17 protein-coding genes are annotated in these 15426 nt (G+C 61.0%); 4 read left to right on the top strand and 13 right to left on the bottom strand.

The features are described 5' to 3' along the window. Positions 1 to 6 precede the first annotated feature (6 nt). Positions 7 to 219, top strand: coding sequence for a cold-shock protein (locus tag AC07VF_RS03935; RefSeq protein WP_065991529.1), 213 nt, complete (start codon positions 7 to 9; stop codon positions 217 to 219). A gap of 71 nt (positions 220 to 290) precedes the next feature. Here the strand turns inward: AC07VF_RS03935 and AC07VF_RS03930 are convergent, their stop codons facing one another. The 10 genes from AC07VF_RS03930 to AC07VF_RS03885 form a co-directional block, all read right to left on the bottom strand. Then, positions 291 to 629 carry an I78 family peptidase inhibitor gene (locus AC07VF_RS03930; RefSeq protein WP_495008130.1) on the bottom strand — a complete coding sequence of 113 codons (339 nt, stop codon included), beginning with the start codon at positions 627 to 629 and terminating at the stop codon, positions 291 to 293. 193 nt (positions 630 to 822) lie between these two features. Further along, positions 823 to 1128, bottom strand: coding sequence for a hypothetical protein (locus tag AC07VF_RS03925; RefSeq protein ID WP_495008129.1), 306 nt, complete (start codon positions 1126 to 1128; stop codon positions 823 to 825). A 63-nt stretch (positions 1129 to 1191) separates the two neighbouring features. Next, positions 1192 to 2220 carry a nucleoside hydrolase gene (locus AC07VF_RS03920; protein ID WP_495008128.1) on the bottom strand — a complete coding sequence of 343 codons (1029 nt, stop codon included), beginning with the start codon at positions 2218 to 2220 and terminating at the stop codon, positions 1192 to 1194. A 42-nt stretch (positions 2221 to 2262) separates the two neighbouring features. After that, on the bottom strand, positions 2263 to 2667 hold the full coding sequence (gene rbsD / locus AC07VF_RS03915) for a D-ribose pyranase (RefSeq protein ID WP_192171987.1): 405 nt from the start codon (positions 2665 to 2667) through the stop codon (positions 2263 to 2265). Then, a complete protein-coding gene (gene rbsK / locus AC07VF_RS03910) occupies positions 2664 to 3596 on the bottom strand; it encodes a ribokinase (RefSeq protein ID WP_495008127.1) in 933 nt (310 codons plus the stop codon). The genes rbsD and rbsK overlap by 4 nt, the downstream gene beginning before the upstream one ends. 47 nt (positions 3597 to 3643) lie before the next feature. Next, complete coding sequence (locus tag AC07VF_RS03905; RefSeq protein ID WP_192171989.1) at positions 3644 to 4666, bottom strand: LacI family DNA-binding transcriptional regulator; 1023 nt, start codon at positions 4664 to 4666, stop codon at positions 3644 to 3646. Between the two features lies 1 nt (position 4667). After that, positions 4668 to 5663, bottom strand: coding sequence for an ABC transporter permease (locus tag AC07VF_RS03900; protein WP_122538241.1), 996 nt, complete (start codon positions 5661 to 5663; stop codon positions 4668 to 4670). Continuing rightward, the gene (locus tag AC07VF_RS03895; protein ID WP_495008126.1) at positions 5663 to 7213 is read right to left on the bottom strand and encodes a sugar ABC transporter ATP-binding protein; all 1551 of its coding nucleotides are present in this window, start codon (positions 7211 to 7213) and stop codon (positions 5663 to 5665) included. The genes AC07VF_RS03900 and AC07VF_RS03895 overlap by 1 nt, the downstream gene beginning before the upstream one ends. Before the next feature lie 91 nt (positions 7214 to 7304). After that, positions 7305 to 8264, bottom strand: coding sequence for a sugar ABC transporter substrate-binding protein (locus AC07VF_RS03890; RefSeq protein WP_495008125.1), 960 nt, complete (start codon positions 8262 to 8264; stop codon positions 7305 to 7307). Positions 8265 to 8528: 264 nt separating this feature from the next. After that, positions 8529 to 8792 carry a DUF1652 domain-containing protein gene (locus AC07VF_RS03885; protein WP_282371560.1) on the bottom strand — a complete coding sequence of 88 codons (264 nt, stop codon included), beginning with the start codon at positions 8790 to 8792 and terminating at the stop codon, positions 8529 to 8531. A gap of 371 nt (positions 8793 to 9163) precedes the next feature. Here AC07VF_RS03885 and AC07VF_RS03880 point away from each other — a divergent pair, with 371 nt between their 5' ends. Then, positions 9164 to 9835: a lipopolysaccharide kinase InaA family protein gene (locus tag AC07VF_RS03880; RefSeq protein WP_192171993.1), complete on the top strand. Its 672-nt coding sequence runs from the start codon at positions 9164 to 9166 to the stop codon at positions 9833 to 9835. 69 nt (positions 9836 to 9904) lie between these two features. Here the strand turns inward: AC07VF_RS03880 and AC07VF_RS03875 are convergent, their stop codons facing one another. Together AC07VF_RS03875 and AC07VF_RS03870 are read right to left on the bottom strand one after the other, a co-directional pair. Next, positions 9905 to 12520 (bottom strand): PAS domain-containing hybrid sensor histidine kinase/response regulator family protein, encoded by a 2616-nt coding sequence (locus AC07VF_RS03875; protein WP_495008124.1) that lies wholly within the window; start codon positions 12518 to 12520, stop codon positions 9905 to 9907. Between the two features lie 139 nt (positions 12521 to 12659). Beyond that, positions 12660 to 12884 carry a YgdI/YgdR family lipoprotein gene (locus AC07VF_RS03870; protein WP_037010898.1) on the bottom strand — a complete coding sequence of 75 codons (225 nt, stop codon included), beginning with the start codon at positions 12882 to 12884 and terminating at the stop codon, positions 12660 to 12662. A 270-nt stretch (positions 12885 to 13154) separates the two neighbouring features. On the opposite strand from AC07VF_RS03870, the gene AC07VF_RS03865 reads away from it, so the two are divergent. Together AC07VF_RS03865 and AC07VF_RS03860 are read left to right on the top strand one after the other, a co-directional pair. After that, on the top strand, positions 13155 to 13355 hold the full coding sequence (locus AC07VF_RS03865; protein ID WP_074887522.1) for a DUF1654 domain-containing protein: 201 nt from the start codon (positions 13155 to 13157) through the stop codon (positions 13353 to 13355). A gap of 172 nt (positions 13356 to 13527) precedes the next feature. Further along, positions 13528 to 14577: an endonuclease/exonuclease/phosphatase family protein gene (locus tag AC07VF_RS03860; protein WP_495008123.1), complete on the top strand. Its 1050-nt coding sequence runs from the start codon at positions 13528 to 13530 to the stop codon at positions 14575 to 14577. Between the two features lie 92 nt (positions 14578 to 14669). Here the strand turns inward: AC07VF_RS03860 and AC07VF_RS03855 are convergent, their stop codons facing one another. Then, positions 14670 to 14999, bottom strand: a complete 330-nt coding sequence (locus tag AC07VF_RS03855) for a hypothetical protein (RefSeq protein WP_192171997.1) — start codon at positions 14997 to 14999, stop codon at positions 14670 to 14672. Positions 15000 to 15426: the final 427 nt, after the last annotated feature.

Raw genomic sequence — 15426 nt, 5'->3', positions numbered from 1 at the left:
TACACCATGTCTAATCGCCAATCCGGCACCGTAAAATGGTTCAACGATGAAAAAGGCTTCGGCTTCATCACCCCACAGGGTGGCGGCGACGACCTTTTTGTACATTTCAAAGCCATTGAATCCGACGGTTTCAAAAGCTTGAAAGAAGGCCAGACTGTTTCCTTCGTGGCTGAGAAAGGCCAAAAGGGCATGCAAGCTGCTCAGGTTCGCGCGGAGTAATCCCAGCGATCTGAAAAAACCCCGTCACTGACGGGGTTTTTTTATGCCTGCAATTCCGTAATGCGCTGACGTTAACCGCAATTGACGCGGTTCACTTTCCCTGAATCATCGGTGTTCAGGTTCAGACGGTCCGAGCGGTATTCCAGTGTCACGATGTCGTTGGGCCCGAGCACTCTGGCGGTCTGCGCGCCGGCCTTGGCCTTCACCTGGTCCAGCAATGCCGCTGACGCCGGCTTGCCGACAGCGAACTGCACCGCTGCCGCGTCACAACGGGCATAACCACCAGCGGAACTGGCCGGGGAACTGGCGACGCTCTCCTCAGGCTGGCTCGAAGACTCCGACGTGCTGCTGCAACCGGCCAGCAGCGCTGCGGCGAGCACCAGACCCGATGATGCGTATTTCCAGGGCATACAACCTCCTAACGTTTAACTGAATCAGAACCTCTGCGACAGCGGTCCAGCGGCTTCGTTTCGCCACGCGCAAGCCAAGGCATGCCGAGTACAGCGCAGGAGTCTGCCCGAGGCATCGCCTGCCCGGCGTGTTCAAATCGTGACAAAACGTTTAAGGCACGCCCGCAGGACGGGCTAAACAGGCGGGCGCGAGTCAATAGACGTCGACGTAATCCGTGGTGGGATTGGCCCAGTTGTCCCGCAGGGCATTGTAGATCTGCGTCACCCATACGGCATCGCTGGCAGCCACCGGGCCCACGCAACCGGAACCGGCCGCCCAGGTCTCCAGACGAAACAGCAGTCCGCCGATGTCGACGCCGCCCACCGCGTCACTGGAGATCCACGCACGGCCGTCGCGACCGACGCGCAGCTGGTTGTGCACGCCATCCCGCGCCGCCGCGATCATTTGCCGGACAGCGTCGTGGGTAAGGGAATCGGGATTATTGAGGTCGATAGACACAGTTTTGCACCATGATTGCTCTGCGCCCCGCAGCGGGATGCCACGCGGCGCAGCACTGCAGATTTACTTCAAAAGACCAAGGCGCTGAGTCAACAGGTCAAAAAAGCCTTGGGCATCGCCGTTTTCGACCCAGAACACATTTTTGTTCTGAGCGAGGGTGTCATACCAGTCCGCAACGGTCTGGCCGTGGGTCACACCCTCACGGTTATCGATCACCAGATTGACCTGTCTGCCGCTGAACAGCTCCGGCTTGATCAGCCAGGCAATCACGCTTGCATCATGTACCGGCCCGCCGGGCAGGCCGTAATGGACCATATCAGCCTTGACGTACTCGTTGAGGATACCGCTGACCAGCTTGCCAGCCTGATTGTTCAGACCGTCGATCTGCTCGATGCGCGCTTCGCTGGTGAGGATCTTGTGGGTGACATCCAGCGGCACGTAGGTCAGCTTCACGCCGCTGTCCAGGACAACCTTCGCCGCATCGGGGTCGGCGTAGATATTAAACTCGGCCACTGGAGTGATGTTGCCACCGTTGAAGTGGGCGCCGCCCATCACCACGACTTCCTTGATGCCCTGGGTGATCTCCGGCGCCTGAATCAGCGCAAGCGCCAGATTGGTCTGCGGCCCGAGCATGGCGATGGTGATGCTGTGGGGCGCAGCTTTCTTCAGGGTGTCGACCAGGTACTGCACGGCATTGCCTTCAGCCAACGGCTTCTTCGGCTCATGCACTTCCACGCCCGGCAGTCCTTCCTTGCCGTGGATGTTCTCGGCGTAGATCGGCGTGCGCACCAGTGGCTTGCCGGCACCGGCGTACACCGGCACTTCTTCACGGCCGGCCCATTCCCGAGCCAGCCGGGCATTACGCGACGTCTTGTCGATGCGCACGTTGCCCGCCACGGTGGTGATCGCCATGACGTTGAGTTCTTGCGGCGACGCCAGCGCCAGGAGCAGTGCGACGACGTCATCGGCGCCCGGGTCGGTGTCGATGATCACGTCGCGCTTCTCGGCGGCATGCACCGACGTGGCGGATAAAATGGCCAACAGCGCGGCACTCCTGATCAGTCCGGTGAAAAAATGACGGGTTGTATTCATGGGAACTCCTTGTTCCTGACGGCTGAAAATAAAAAACCGGCGTTAAAAAACCACGCCCGCCACGAGCGCGATGTTGGTGTAGGGCTGGCATTCGCCGGTGCGGATGATAGCCCGAGCGCCGCGGCTGAGCTGTTTCAATGCCTCATGACTCACCAGGCGTTGCTCACCGAGGCTGCCCGAGGCCTGCAAGCTCGAAACGGTGGCCAACGCTGGCGGTTGTTTCGACAGCATCTCTTCGGCGAGGACGTGACTCTCGACCTGCATTTCAGTCAGCACCACATTCAGCACGCTGAGAAAATCGGGCACACCATGGGTCAGGGCCAGATCGATCAGCTCGACGCCAGCCGGTACGGGCATGCCCGCATCGACGATCATCAGGATGTCGCCGTGGCCGAGAGACGCGATGGCGCGGGACAAGGCAATGTTGAGCAGTGGGTTTTTTTTCATGATGAGTGCCCTTGTGCCGCAGAGGCTTGAACCTCGGCAAATGTCGGAATGGAAGGTTGGGCGCCGGAACGGGTCACGGACAGCGCCGCTGCGACCTGACCGAAGCGAATGGCGTCCGACTCGGATTTGCCATCGGCCAGCGCCGCCGCGAAGCCGCCGACAAAGGTATCGCCTGCCGCCGTGGTGTCAACGGGCTGCACTTTGGGTGCCGGGAAGTGCTCGGAGCGTGACGCGCTGGCGAACAAGGCGCCCTGCTCGCCCAGCGTCACGATCACCTTGCTGACGCCGGCTTTAAGCAGTGCTGATGCAGCGGCGTCTGCGCTGGCGGTGCTGTCGACGGGCAAACCGGTCAGCGCGGTGGCCTCGCTTTCATTCGGGATCAGGTAATCGATCCAGGCGAACCACTCGGCCGGCAGCGGGCCACTGGCCGGCGCCGGGTTGAGGATGACGGTCTTGCCCAGTTCGTGGCCGCGCTTGAGCACGTGGCCGACGGTGTCGAGCGGCACTTCAAGCTGGCAGATGATGACTTCGGCCCCGGACAGCAGCGCATCGAAGCTGTCCACCACGGACGCGGTGACGTGGCCGTTGCCGCCGGCCACGATCACGATAGCGTTCTGGCTGCTGTCATCGACGACGATCAGCGCAACGCCGGTGGACTCGCAGGAGACCGGGGTCACTGCCTGGCAATCGATGCCTTCGGCCAGCAGCGCGGTGCGAAGCTGTTCGCCGTAGGCATCATCGCCGACGCAACCGACCATGGCGACACTGGCGCCCAGTCGTGCCGCCGCTACTGCCTGATTGGCGCCCTTGCCGCCCGGCACGGTGACGAACGACTGCCCGGCCAATGTTTCTCCGGCCCGGGGCAAACGCGGCGCGCGCGTCACCAGGTCCATGTTCAGGCTGCCCACTATCACTACTTTTGCTTGCATGACGTCTACTCTTCAGAACGCTTTCTAGACCGGGCGGAGCGCTCGGCTTAACGAAATTCGGTAAATACCTGGGGTGGAGGCGCTGTGGATTCGCGCAGCACGATACTCGGCGCAACGACCAGGTGTTCGACAGCGGTTTCGCCCCGCGAGGAGATCCGCCGCAGCAGCATCTCGGCAGCGCGCTCGCCCAGTTGCAGAATGGATTGGCCGACGGTGGTCAGGGCCGGGTAAACGTATTGGCTCATCTGGATGTCGTCGAAGCCGATGACCGATAGGTCCGCCGGGACCCGCACGTTCCGCTCGGCAGCAGCGCGCAACACGCCGATGCCGACCATGTCGTTGGCCGCAAAAATCGCCGTCGGCGGATCCTGCTCCAGCAGTTTCACCGCAGCAAGATAGCCACTGGGGCCGGTGAAATCGCTTTCTACCACCCAGCTTTCCGGCACGTCGACCGACGCTTCCTGCATCGCCCGGTGGTATCCCGCCAGACGCATCTTCGCCACGCTGGTCTGCGCCGGGCCGCAGATACAGGCGATTTTCCGGTGGCCCAGGGACAGCAAATGCGACGTCGCCAGATACGCGCCCAGCTCATGGTCGATGCGCACCAGGTCAGCCGTGACGCCATCCAGATCGCGGTCGACGATGACCAGCGGCGTGCGAACCGCGGACAAGCCCTCGACGAGGCTGTCTCCGCCGCCCACCGACGACACGATCAGGCCGTCGACGCGTTTTTCCAGCAGCACGCGCAGGTAGCTGCGCTGCTTGTCGGGGTTGTCATCGGAGTTGCAGAGGATCACGCAGAAACCGTTGCGCTCGCAGTAATCCTCGATGCCCCGTGCCAGTTCGGCGAAGTACGGGTTGATGCCGTTGGGAATCAACAGGCCGATGGTCGCCGTGGCCTTAGCCTTGAGCGACCGCGCAACGGCGCTGGGCACATAGTCCAGCTGCACGATGGCGGCTTCGACCTTCTTTCGTACTTCTTCGCTGACCGGTCGGGTGCGGTTAAGGACATGGGACACCGTGGTGTAGGAAATCCCGGCAATCGCCGCTACGTCCTTGATGGTTGCCATGTCAGCCGCGCCGCCGCGCGCGATTGCTGCGGTAGGTGTCGAGGACCACTGCAACGACGATTACAGCACCGGTGATGATGCGTTTGGTTGGCTCGGTCGCGCCGATCTGCGCCAACCCTGCCGCCAGGACCGAAATGATCAGCACGCCGAAGAAGGTGCTGATCACCGAACCGCGCCCGCCCATCAGGCTGGTGCCGCCGATGACCACCGCCGCAATCACTTGCAGTTCGAGTCCGGAACCGGCGTTAGGGTCAGCGGCTTCCAGGCGCGAAATCTGGAACAGCGCGGCAACGCCCGCCAACAGGCCCATCAGCGAGAACACCAGGATTTTGTAAGGCTTGGGATTGATGCCCGCCAGACGCACGGCTTCCTCGTTGGTGCCGATGCCGATCAGGTAGCGGCCAAACACGGTGCGCGTCAGCACGGCCTGGGCGGCGAAGATGACGATCAGCGCGATGACGAACGACGGCGAGATGCCAAAGGCAAAGGGGTTGGACAGCCACGCAAAGGAGTCACCGATGTATGCGGTGCGCGAGTCGGTCAGCTGATACGCCACGCCGCGGGCCATTTCCAGCACGCCGAGGGACACGATGAACGAGGGAATACGCCACGCCACGGTGATCGAGCCGGTCAGGGTACCGGCCGCCGTTGCGCAGGCGATGCCCAGCAACGCCGACGGAAACACGCCCCAGCCCCAGCCGAGCATGGCCACACTGACCGCCGACGCAGCCAGCGCCAGCACCGACCCCACCGACAGGTCGATGCCACCGATGATCAGGATGAAAGTCATGCCGACTGCCAGCACCATCAGGTCGGGAATCTGGTTGGCCAGAGTGCTGAAGGTTTCGTACGACAGGAAATGATCGCTGAGCAACGAGAACAACACGATCATCGCCAGCAATGCGCCCGCCAGCCCCAGGTAAGTGCCCAGGCCGAAGTAGTTGCCGCTGCGCTTGCCCGGAGACGGCAGCGCGGCAGGAGAAGTAGAAGTTTTCATCAGTCGATCCTGGGCGCGGCTTCAGACAGCAGCGCGTCACGTTTTTGATAGCCCGCGAAGGCAGCGGCAAGCAGTTCGTCCTGGGTCCAGGTATCACGCTCGAAGGTGTCGATCAGGCGCCCGGCAGACAGTACGCCGATGCGGTCGCAGATCAGCATCAGCTCGCGCAGATCACTGGACACCACCACCAGCGCCCTGCCCTGACGGGTCAGTTCACCCAGCAGCGCGTAGATGTCGAACTTGGCGCCGACGTCGATGCCGCGGGTGGGCTCGTCGAACAACATCACCTGGCAATCGCGCTCCAGCCAGCGGCCGATCACGACCTTCTGCTGGTTGCCGCCCGACAGCTCCGACACCAGTTGCGTCGGGCTGGAACTGCGAATGCGCATGGCGCCCACCTGACGCTGAGCCAGAGCGATCTCCGAGTTGCCGTTGACCACGCCGGCACTGGAAATGGCTTCCATGTTGCCCAGTGCAATGTTGGCGCTGATCGATTGCGACAGCAGCAACCCCTCGCCCTTGCGGTCTTCGGTGATCAAGGCAATGCCATGACCCACGGCGTCCACCGGCGACTTGATCTGCACGCTGCGCAGCGGGCTGCCGACTTCGATGCTGCCGCTGTCGGCCACGTCCGCGCCGTAGATCAGCCGCAGCAACTCGGTACGTCCGGCGCCGATCAGCCCGGAGATCCCGAAAATTTCACCGGCCCGGACATCGAAGGAAACGTCGCGGACCTTGTCGGTGCGGCTCAAGCCTTTGACCGACAGCGCCACCGCGCCGATCTTGCGCTCGCCCAGATCGATCTTCTCGCCCAGTTCACGGCCCACCATCAACGTGACCAGTTGCTCGCTGTTGTAATTGGCCATGAAGTCGACGCAGACCAGCTTGCCATCGCGCAGCACGGCGATGCGCTGGGCAACGCGGGCGAGTTCTTCCAGGCGGTGAGAGATGTAGATAATGGAAACGCCACGGTCCTGAAGACGCGTGATCTGCTCGAAGAGCATTTCCACCTCGCGCGCCGTGAGCATGGCCGTCGGCTCGTCGAGGATCAGCACATGGCAGTCGCCGATCAGGTTGCGGGCGATTTCGACCATCTGTTGATGGCCAATGCCCAGTTCGCTGACCAGCGTGTCCGGGTCAATGGCCTCAAGGCCGACCTGGGCCATGGCCTTGATCGCATCCTCGCGCAGCTTGCGGCGATTGATGAAACCGGCGCGGCTGGGCAAGTTATCGAGAAACAGGTTTTCCGCCACCGACAGCGTTGGCAGCAGATTGAGTTCTTGCATGACCATACGCACGCCGAGCTTTTCGGCCTGGGTGCGACTGGCCGGCTGGTAGGGTTGCCCCTGAAACTGCATCTGGCCGGTGGTCGGTGTGACCAGCCCGCCGATGATTTTCGACAGCGTGCTTTTGCCGGCGCCGTTTTCCCCGGTCAAGGCCAGCACTTCCCCGCGCATCAGCGTCAGGTCGATGTCACCGAGTACAGGTTGGGCGTAGGTTTTGCCAATACCACTGACAGATAGAACAGCGGCCTGAGCAGACGCTGACATAACGATCTCCACGCACCTGCCCTCACGGGCAGGCGGTACATATTTGGAAAACTGCGGGTTTGGAATATGTTGACTGAGAAACCAGGCCGGCTTATTGCGGCTTGGTTACCAGCTCGACCGGGGTTTCGATCACGCCGTTGGTGATCTCGAGCTTCTCGCCCTTGACCATCTTCAAAGCGGTGTCGATACCGAACACGGCCTGACGCGCCGCGAACTGGTCAGCGGTGGCCAGAATGCGGCCGTCTTTCAGCATCGGCTTGATGGCATTGATGTTGTCGTAGCCGACCACCTGAACCTTGCCCGCCTTGCCTGCCGCACGTACTGCCGAGACCGCGCCCAGCGCCATGCTGTCGTTGCCGGCCAGCAGCGCTTTCAGGTTCGGGTATTCGTTGAGCATGGCGGACGCAACGGCGTTGCCCTTGTCGATTTCCCAGTTACCCGACTGCGTGGAAACGATCTTCATCTGCGCAACGTCCATCGCGTCCTTGAAACCCGCGGTGCGTTGCTGCGCGTTGGTGGTGGTCGGAACGCCTTCGATGATCCCGACTTCATCACCTGCCGTCAGTTGCTTGGCCAGGTAGTCACCCACCAGCTTGGCGCCTTTGCGGTTGTTCGGGCCTACGAACGGCACTTCCATGCCCTTGCTTTTCAGCACGTCGGCGTCAAGCTGGTTGTCGATGTTGACGACTTTGATGCCCGCGTCCATGGCCTTCTTCAGGACCGACGCCAGGGCTTTGGAATCCGCCGGGGCGATGACCAGCGCGTCGACTTTCTTGACGATCATCTGGTTGACGATGTCGATCTGCGCGGCCGTGTCGGACTCGTTCTTGATGCCGTTGGAAATCAGGTCAAAGTCAGCGGAATGTTCTTTTTGATAGACCTTGGCGCCGTCTTCCATGGTCAGGAAGAATTCGTTGGCGAGGGATTTCATCACCAGCGCGACGGTCGGCTTTTTAGCGTCGTCGGCAAAGGCGGATGAGAGAGGCAGGGTTGCAGCGGAAGCGGTGAGCATGGCAACAGCAAGAAGGCGTGCAGCGAATGGCAGCTTCATGGAATCACTCCGACATTATGATTGTTGTTATCGGCAGCGTTTACGCGTCGGGGGATGCATCGACGAAATCGCAAACGTTTGCGTGAGCGAAACTATGGGAACCGTTCAAGCATTTGTCAACTGTGCAAAGCGGTCAAAAGAGGCGGGCCGTGTGTTGCCCTGCTCCTCCGATCACCGTTGCAGCGCTGGCGGCCTGCACCCTGAATCGGAGGATAGAAAGGAAGGGTGAATCGTGCCTCGGTTGTCGTGAGCGTTACTGAGGAATTACGCGCGTTCCTGATGGGCGGTCGGACGTCGGCTGGCTGAGTGGAGCTTCAAGTCTTCTTTGAGCGTGGCAATGAGGTTGGCGATGGCGCGGCTGGAGTTGAGCGAGCTGACCGGAATACCCCCGGCCAGGAGATCGGCGTGGCCCCGCTCGCGGTCAAAAATCTGCACCATTATTTGGTCATTGGCATCGATGGTGCATTTGCACTTGGCAGGCAGAAAACCTGATTCGACGATATGGCAGAGTTCAAGTGTAGAGATCATGGCAAATTTCCTTATTTAGTTATGCACGGTGGATGTCGCCAGGTTCCAGCAATTCCGCGAGTTTCACAGGAATGGGACGAACGGGCATGACGTGGCTCACCAGGGACACGGCCCAAGGGTCATTCAACGGGACTGCCTGGCGGCGTAATCAGACAAATGCTGCCTATACGACCTGCTGGATGGCGTAAATGCCGCGGGTTTGACTGGTTAATGAGAGCGGCAAGCCAGTAAGCTGGGCGCCTTCAAAATGGCCATTCGCCAATATCCTTGAGCGGCAGTGAACTAATCTGGCCCGCGACGGCCAGAGGGGCTCGCACTGCAACACGGCAGTCGCTGCACAAGCAAGATTTCTACAGTATTCGGAGCGCATGATGGGTCGGGCAAACAACGAGTTTGAGTTCTGGTGGGGCACGTCGGGGCCTTGGGTCGAGCCACCAAACGTGCGCCGCAACGGCACCAGCGGTGTGCAACGCGTTGTGCATGACGGCAAGACGCTTTACGTGAAACGCCAGACGGGCCACCTGTTTCGCAGTTTCCGTTACCCGACAGGCCGCCCGACTGCACTGCGTGAGGGCATCGCGCTGACAAAACTCGAGGAACTGGGCGTCAACGCACCACGACCGGTTTTTTATGGCGCACGCAAGGTTGCCGGTGTATGGCAAGGCGTTCTGGTGACCAAGGATCTGGGCGGTTTCATCGATCTTGACACCTGGTATGCCCAGGGCGGTGCCAGCACCTTGAGCGTCGAGCAACATCAGCGACTCTTCAAGCGCCTGGCCGAGACCCTGGCAAAGATGCACCTGGGCAAGTGGCAGCATGGCTGCATGCGCTCCAAGCACATCTTCATCAAGGCGACGGTCACCGAGACGCGTTTTGATTTTGAGCTGGCGCTGCTGGATCTGGAAAAATCCCACGGCCGGATCACCACCCTGGGCGCGGCGCGTCACGACATTCCGCAGCTTAGAAGGCACTCATTCTGGGACGAATCCCAGTGGCAGTATTTCCTGTCGTGCTACGAACAGGCCATCGGCCGAGCCGTCTAGGCGAAGCAGCCACCCTTCATGCCGTTGCAGCACCTGGCATGAAGGGTACGGCGTTAAGGGCTCACCCCATCAAGAGGCGTGACCGGCCTGCTCGCTGATCAATGCCGGTGCTTTCCGGTCGTTGATCACCTGCGCCACTTTCGACGCAATGTCAGCCCGGCTGAACGGCTTGGCCAGCATCTCGAAACCGGCAATCTGCGTCGACGAATCGCTGGTGTACCCCGTGACGACCAGCACCGGCAGCGCAGGCAGGACTTCGCGCAGACTCAAGGCGAGCTGGGTACCGCTTTTTTCGGCCATCAACTGATCGGTGATCAGCACGTCCGGCCGCAACCCGGCGCTGACCATCTGCTCGGCAGCGGACGGCGACGCCACTTCGGTCACCCGATAGCCCAGGTCACGCAGTTGCAGCGCAACGGTGTAGCGGACCAGTTCCTCATCATCCACCACCAGCACGTGAAAAGGGTGATCCGCGGCGGGCGCCGAGTCGCCCTCGCCTTCTGCCGGTGTCAGCACATCCGCGCTCGACACGGGCAGCCAGATGTCAACGCGCGTGCCGAGACCCGGCGCCGACTGAACATCAAAACCACCGCCCGATTGCAGGGCCAGCCCCTGCACCATCGACAATCCAAGACCGGTGCCCTTGCCGACGCCTTTGGTTGAGTAGAACGGCTCGACGCAGCGTTGCAGCACTTCCTCGGTCATGCCGCTGCCGTTATCCGACACTGTCAGCCTGACGTAGCAACCCTGCGCCGGCGCCGGGCCCAACCCTGGACTGTCGGCAATCACCTCGGGACGCGCGCTGATTTTCAGGTAGCCGCGTTCGGCGATCGCGTCCCGGGCATTGACCGCGAGATTGAGCACGCCCAGTTCAAGCTGATGGGGGTCGATGAGTATGTTGGGCAGGTCTGCAGGAATCTCGACGATTACTTCGATGGTCGGACCCAGCGAGCGCTGGATAAGGTCACGCATGTCGTTGACCAGGCTATCCAGCGCCACCACCTGAGGCTTGAGCGTTTGCCTGCGAGCAAAGGTCAGCAAGCGGCCGACCAGAATTCGCGCTCGATCTGCGGCCTGCAGTGCGGCGTCGATCAGCCGATGGGAACGGTCATTGCTGACCGGCTGGCGCCGCAGCAACTCCAGCGAGGTCATGATCGGCGTCAGCAGGTTATTGAAGTCATGGGCGATGCCGCCGCCGAGCTGACCGACCATCTCGATCTTGCGCGACTCGTGCAGCAGCGAAATGGCCGCCTCGCGCTCGGCCACCATAGTCGCGACGCGCTGTTCGAGGCTTTCGTTGAGCTCGATCAGTTGATGTTCGGCACCCACACGCGCGGTGATGTCAACGCAAACAAACAGCAAGCCGCTGAGGTGTTGTTGCGCGTCGAGCAGCGGCGTCACGTGGGTCTGCACCCATACGACGGAGCCATTGGCGCGCACATGGTGCTGGGTCAGCTCGAAGGGCGCTTCGGCGGTCAGGAAGTTCTCGTGGAACATGGACTGCGTGTCAGGCGCGAGGTCGTTCTGTAAATCGAGGATTGAGCGGCCGTCGATGGCCCGGCGCTGCAGCCCCATGATGTCGCAGTAGCGATCATTGACCTGCTGAAACACGCCTCGGTGATCACACAGCGCAATCCCGGCGCCTGCCTGTTCGAACATCCCGGCCAGTTGCGCGGAACTGGCGTGCAGCGCCGATTCAGCCCGCGTGTGGTTGATCCATTGCCAGCCCAGCTTGGCTGTTTCTTCGATGATGTGAATGTCATGGGGGCTGCAGACCCGTTGCCCGTCGAACTCAACAGTGAACACGCCGGCCAGGACGTCATGGCGCATCAACGGCACATGCACGGCCAGACTCGTTGTGCGGTCTTGCTGAAGAGCAACGCCGTGAGGGTCAGCCAGAACGGCGTCAGCCTTAATCGACGCTTGCACGGTAAAGCCCTGGCGCAACGCAGTACAGCTGTCATCGCTGACGGCGATCAGCCCTGATCGGGTCGTCACGTCACCCTGCCGGTATTCACGGCGAATGACGAAGTCGCCCTGCTCGTCAGCCTCCGCGAGGTGGACTCGGGTGGCGCCCAGCTCGCGCCCGATACGCCGGATGACGTCCGCTTCGATCTGCTCGGGGTCGCGAATGGAAGGCAAGGCCTGCCCCACCTCAAGCAGCAGCGCCTGACGACGTTCGAAATGCACGCGCTCGGTGGTTTCGGTCACAACGCAGAGCACGCCACCCACGGCCCCGTCGCTCTGGTGTACCGCAGAATAGGAGACGTCAAAGTAAACGGTTTCGCCGTAGCCGTGGCGTTCGATATAAAAGGCACGGTCCTTGGCAGCAAAGGTTTTCCCGGTTTCACGCACGCCGCGCAGCAGCGGCTCGAGGTCGTCCCACAACTCGCGCCAGTTCTCGACCGCAGGCCGGCCAAGGGCACGGGGATGTTTCTCGCCGATGCTCGGCGCATAGGCGTCGTTGTAGAGCGCAACGAATTCAGGTCCCCAAAAGAGCACAATCTGCGCCTGCACAGGGAGAATCGTGCCCATGAGGGCCTTCAGACTGTCCGGCCAGCCGGAGGGCGCGCCGAGGGGCGAGCCGTCCATCAATGGGGACTGAAGTAGATCACCGACCGCACCGCCGTTGGCAAGGAAACGCAGGGGTGCTGCGCTGAACCCGGTGTTGGGTGGGGTATCCATAATTAGGGCCTGAGAGGAAATATCGTGAGCAGAAAGCCTCGCTTAGAGCGACGGCAATGCGAGGACGTTCCATTCAGATCGGGACGAGTTTACATACAGCGCGGGCCCGGCGGCCATGCCAGCCGGGCCCTGGCGTGGCTCAGTCCTCTTCTTTGACGGTGGCTACCTCGTCAGCGCGCACGCGGATGGTTTTGCCGGAGATGTCCTCGAACTCATAAAAGCCGTCTTTGCTCTTGGTCTTCGGCGCATCCTTGGTCACGTACTGCGTGCCGTTTTGCAAGGTGACCACGGTCGACGTAGAGCAACCCGCCAACGCTGCACAACAGGCGAACGCGACCGGCATCAGCAATGATTGAATTTTCATAAAAGCCTCCTGGTGTGTAGGGCTCAAGCGCCATGCGCTCAAACGCTGAATCGTCATCTAGCAGATCAGATCAGCGCCATCGACTTTGGTTCGCAACCCCGGACAATCAACCGAAAAATCAGCGACTTGGGTCAAAGGAGGTTTTTGTCCGATCCGCTGTTGCGAAACGTCCGACACTCAAATACTGTATGCGCATACAGCGAACAGGAGGGTCACGTTGTGTCTGACACCAACGCATCAACCGCAGCATCGCCAGGGCACTACGAGCGCATGGCCGTGCGGGTTCAGAAAATCATCAACTCGCAGAGTGCGCAGAAAGCCCGCGCGGCGCTGATTTTCCGGCTTGCGGACGAACTCGAAGACGACTGGAAACAGTTGCTGGAAGAGATCGACGAGAACGACAACGTGACCCTGGCCTGGCGGGACGACGGCGGCGTGCAGATTTTCTGGACCGTGCCCAAGGAAGATTGACCTGCCGGCGTCCTTGAGGCCGAGGTCATGGCCAGACATCCCCGCTACGACAGTGATGGCCGCAGGCGCACACCTCACGGCCATCGACTCGTCACCGCTGCACCCCGAATCAATCTCCCTCGATGAATAACCCAGTTGGATAAACATGCTCAGATTTTGTGTCGCTCTGCTTTTGTCTTTCACTTTCCTGCAAACCGCTTCCGCTGACGTCAACATTGGCACCTGGAACCTGGAGCACCTGAGCGTGCGCCCGAACAAGGACTTTCAGGGCATCGCCAAAGTCGCGCAGAAGGTGGACTTTCTCGCGGTTCAGGAGCTGATGAGCGAAGACGCGCTGGAGGCGCTGGCCAAGGAGCTGACCCGGCAAACCGGCAAGCACTGGAGCTCAATGGCGTCCCATGCCGTGGGCCGCTCTTCCTACAAGGAAATGTACGGATTCGTCTGGCGGGATGATGCCGTTGCCTATGAAGACGGCGCCGTGAGCTACCTGGACCGCAGCGACACCTTCGAACGCGAGCCCTACTCTGCGCAGTTCCGCTCGCTCAAGGACGGCAAGAACTTTGTCGTGGCCACCGTGCACATCCTGTATGGCAAGAACCAGGCGGACCGCGCTTCGGAAATCGTCGCGCTGTCTAATTACTGGACCTGGCTGCAGGAAACCTACCCGGGCAACAACCAGATCATGTTGATGGGCGACTTCAACACCCCGCCCAACTCGCCCGCGTGGGACAAGCTCGACAGCAGCGCCAGGCCGCTGGTACTTGATGGCGCGAGCACGCTCTCGACGAAGGACGGCAAATTCGCCAACCTCTACGACAACATCTTTATCAGCAAGCAGTCGGCGATCCGGGTGAACAAGGTCGAGGTGTTCGATTACCCGACATTCCTCGGCGTGACCCACGCCAAGGGCCGTGACAGCGTGTCCGATCACGCACCGATTTTCCTCAGCGCCAATTTGAGCGGTGGCAACGGTGCTGCCGGGGCGTCTGCCGTGACCGCCAAGGCACCGCCCACTGCAAGCAATCCGATGAAGCCTGCTGCGAGTGGCGGCGGGAACCCGGCGAACCTGACGCTGGCGATTCGCGGCAACAAGAAGACCATGGTGTACCACCGTCCGGACTGCCCTTCGTACAACGCGATTGCCGAGAAAAACCGGGTGGAGTTCAACAGCCCGGCGGCTGCCGAAGCGCAGCATTATCATTTGGCCGGCAACTGCCATTGATCCGCAGCGGCGCGCGCCGATCCCTACTCAAGTCGCCTGCCACGCCGTGAAAGGCGACTTGATTGGCTGCCCAACGCCGAATAACCCCCCAGTTATTTACGCGCCAGGTCGTGCTGGATGCAGCCCTCGTAGTAAGTTTGCTTCACCGCGGCAGGTTTCAGCTTCGATGGGCTTTTGTAGGTCTGTTCCGTGATGCCCAGCGCCATCTTGCTCATCCACGGTTTGGCGAACTTACGGCTCTGCAGTTTCTTGCGCGCGCTGTAGAGGGTGGTGCCAGAGAGCTTTGACTGCTGCGCCGCCCCCGCAACACCTGCTCCCCATTTGCAGACCTGCAGGTCGTTCTTGCTGAGGTCTTTGGCGTGCGCGGTCACGGACACCGCTGCCAGAAAAACCGCCACTACCGCCAAGCCCACACTGCGCATACAGGTTCATCCCGGAATCAATTGATAAAAAAGGATTTTTTCAGAAAAGCCGGTCGAAGCGGGCCATCAATTTGCCTTTTCCGCACAAAACATTTCCGACCCCTCCAGCATTCACCATCGCGGGCGGGTTTGATCCCCGGCATCCCCTCGAAAACGCCCTTTTATCCCTAGTCAACGCGTCTGGATGTATGGCGAATATTCATATCGATATGGCACATGGCCGCCCATCGGCCGGCGATGTTAAACCCTCATGAAGGTATGCAATTCTGCGCCGGTCGGCCGCTTCGCAACCCGATTGCGGATGGCCCGTCTCAGGTAGAGATGCATTACGGTCCAAGGCCACCGAGAGTTGATCAGCCTGTATCGATCTCGAAATGAAGTGACAGCAATGCCGATGCAGTCGACGTGCAGGCTGTCAGGTACATGA

This window comes from Pseudomonas sp. GW821-FHT02H06 (assembly GCF_059421525.1).
The sequence above is the reverse complement of the archived record's forward strand: the minus strand, read 5'-3'. Positions and strand labels throughout refer to the sequence as shown.

Bases quoted from the DNA above. Each gene is read 5' to 3' on its own strand.
- AC07VF_RS03870 (WP_037010898.1), bottom strand. From the start codon at position 12,884: ATGAAAATTCAATCATTGCTGATGCCGGTCGCGTTCGCCTGTTGTGCA.
- AC07VF_RS03890 (WP_495008125.1), bottom strand. From the start codon at position 8,264: ATGAAGCTGCCATTCGCTGCACGCCTTCTTGCTGTTGCCATGCTCACC.
- rbsD (WP_192171987.1), bottom strand. From the start codon at position 2,667: ATGAAAAAAAACCCACTGCTCAACATTGCCTTGTCCCGCGCCATCGCG.
- AC07VF_RS03865 (WP_074887522.1), top strand. From the start codon at position 13,155: ATGGCCGTGCGGGTTCAGAAAATCATCAACTCGCAGAGTGCGCAGAAA.
- AC07VF_RS03895 (WP_495008126.1), bottom strand. From the start codon at position 7,213: ATGTCAGCGTCTGCTCAGGCCGCTGTTCTATCTGTCAGTGGTATTGGC.
- AC07VF_RS03875 (WP_495008124.1), bottom strand. From the start codon at position 12,520: ATGGATACCCCACCCAACACCGGGTTCAGCGCAGCACCCCTGCGTTTC.
- AC07VF_RS03855 (WP_192171997.1), bottom strand. From the start codon at position 14,999: ATGCGCAGTGTGGGCTTGGCGGTAGTGGCGGTTTTTCTGGCAGCGGTG.
- AC07VF_RS03880 (WP_192171993.1), top strand. From the start codon at position 9,164: ATGGGTCGGGCAAACAACGAGTTTGAGTTCTGGTGGGGCACGTCGGGG.
- AC07VF_RS03900 (WP_122538241.1), bottom strand. From the start codon at position 5,663: ATGAAAACTTCTACTTCTCCTGCCGCGCTGCCGTCTCCGGGCAAGCGC.
- AC07VF_RS03930 (WP_495008130.1), bottom strand. From the start codon at position 629: ATGCCCTGGAAATACGCATCATCGGGTCTGGTGCTCGCCGCAGCGCTG.
- AC07VF_RS03905 (WP_192171989.1), bottom strand. From the start codon at position 4,666: ATGGCAACCATCAAGGACGTAGCGGCGATTGCCGGGATTTCCTACACC.
- rbsK (WP_495008127.1), bottom strand. From the start codon at position 3,596: ATGCAAGCAAAAGTAGTGATAGTGGGCAGCCTGAACATGGACCTGGTG.
- AC07VF_RS03885 (WP_282371560.1), bottom strand. From the start codon at position 8,792: ATGATCTCTACACTTGAACTCTGCCATATCGTCGAATCAGGTTTTCTG.
- AC07VF_RS03935 (WP_065991529.1), top strand. From the start codon at position 7: ATGTCTAATCGCCAATCCGGCACCGTAAAATGGTTCAACGATGAAAAA.
- AC07VF_RS03920 (WP_495008128.1), bottom strand. From the start codon at position 2,220: ATGAATACAACCCGTCATTTTTTCACCGGACTGATCAGGAGTGCCGCG.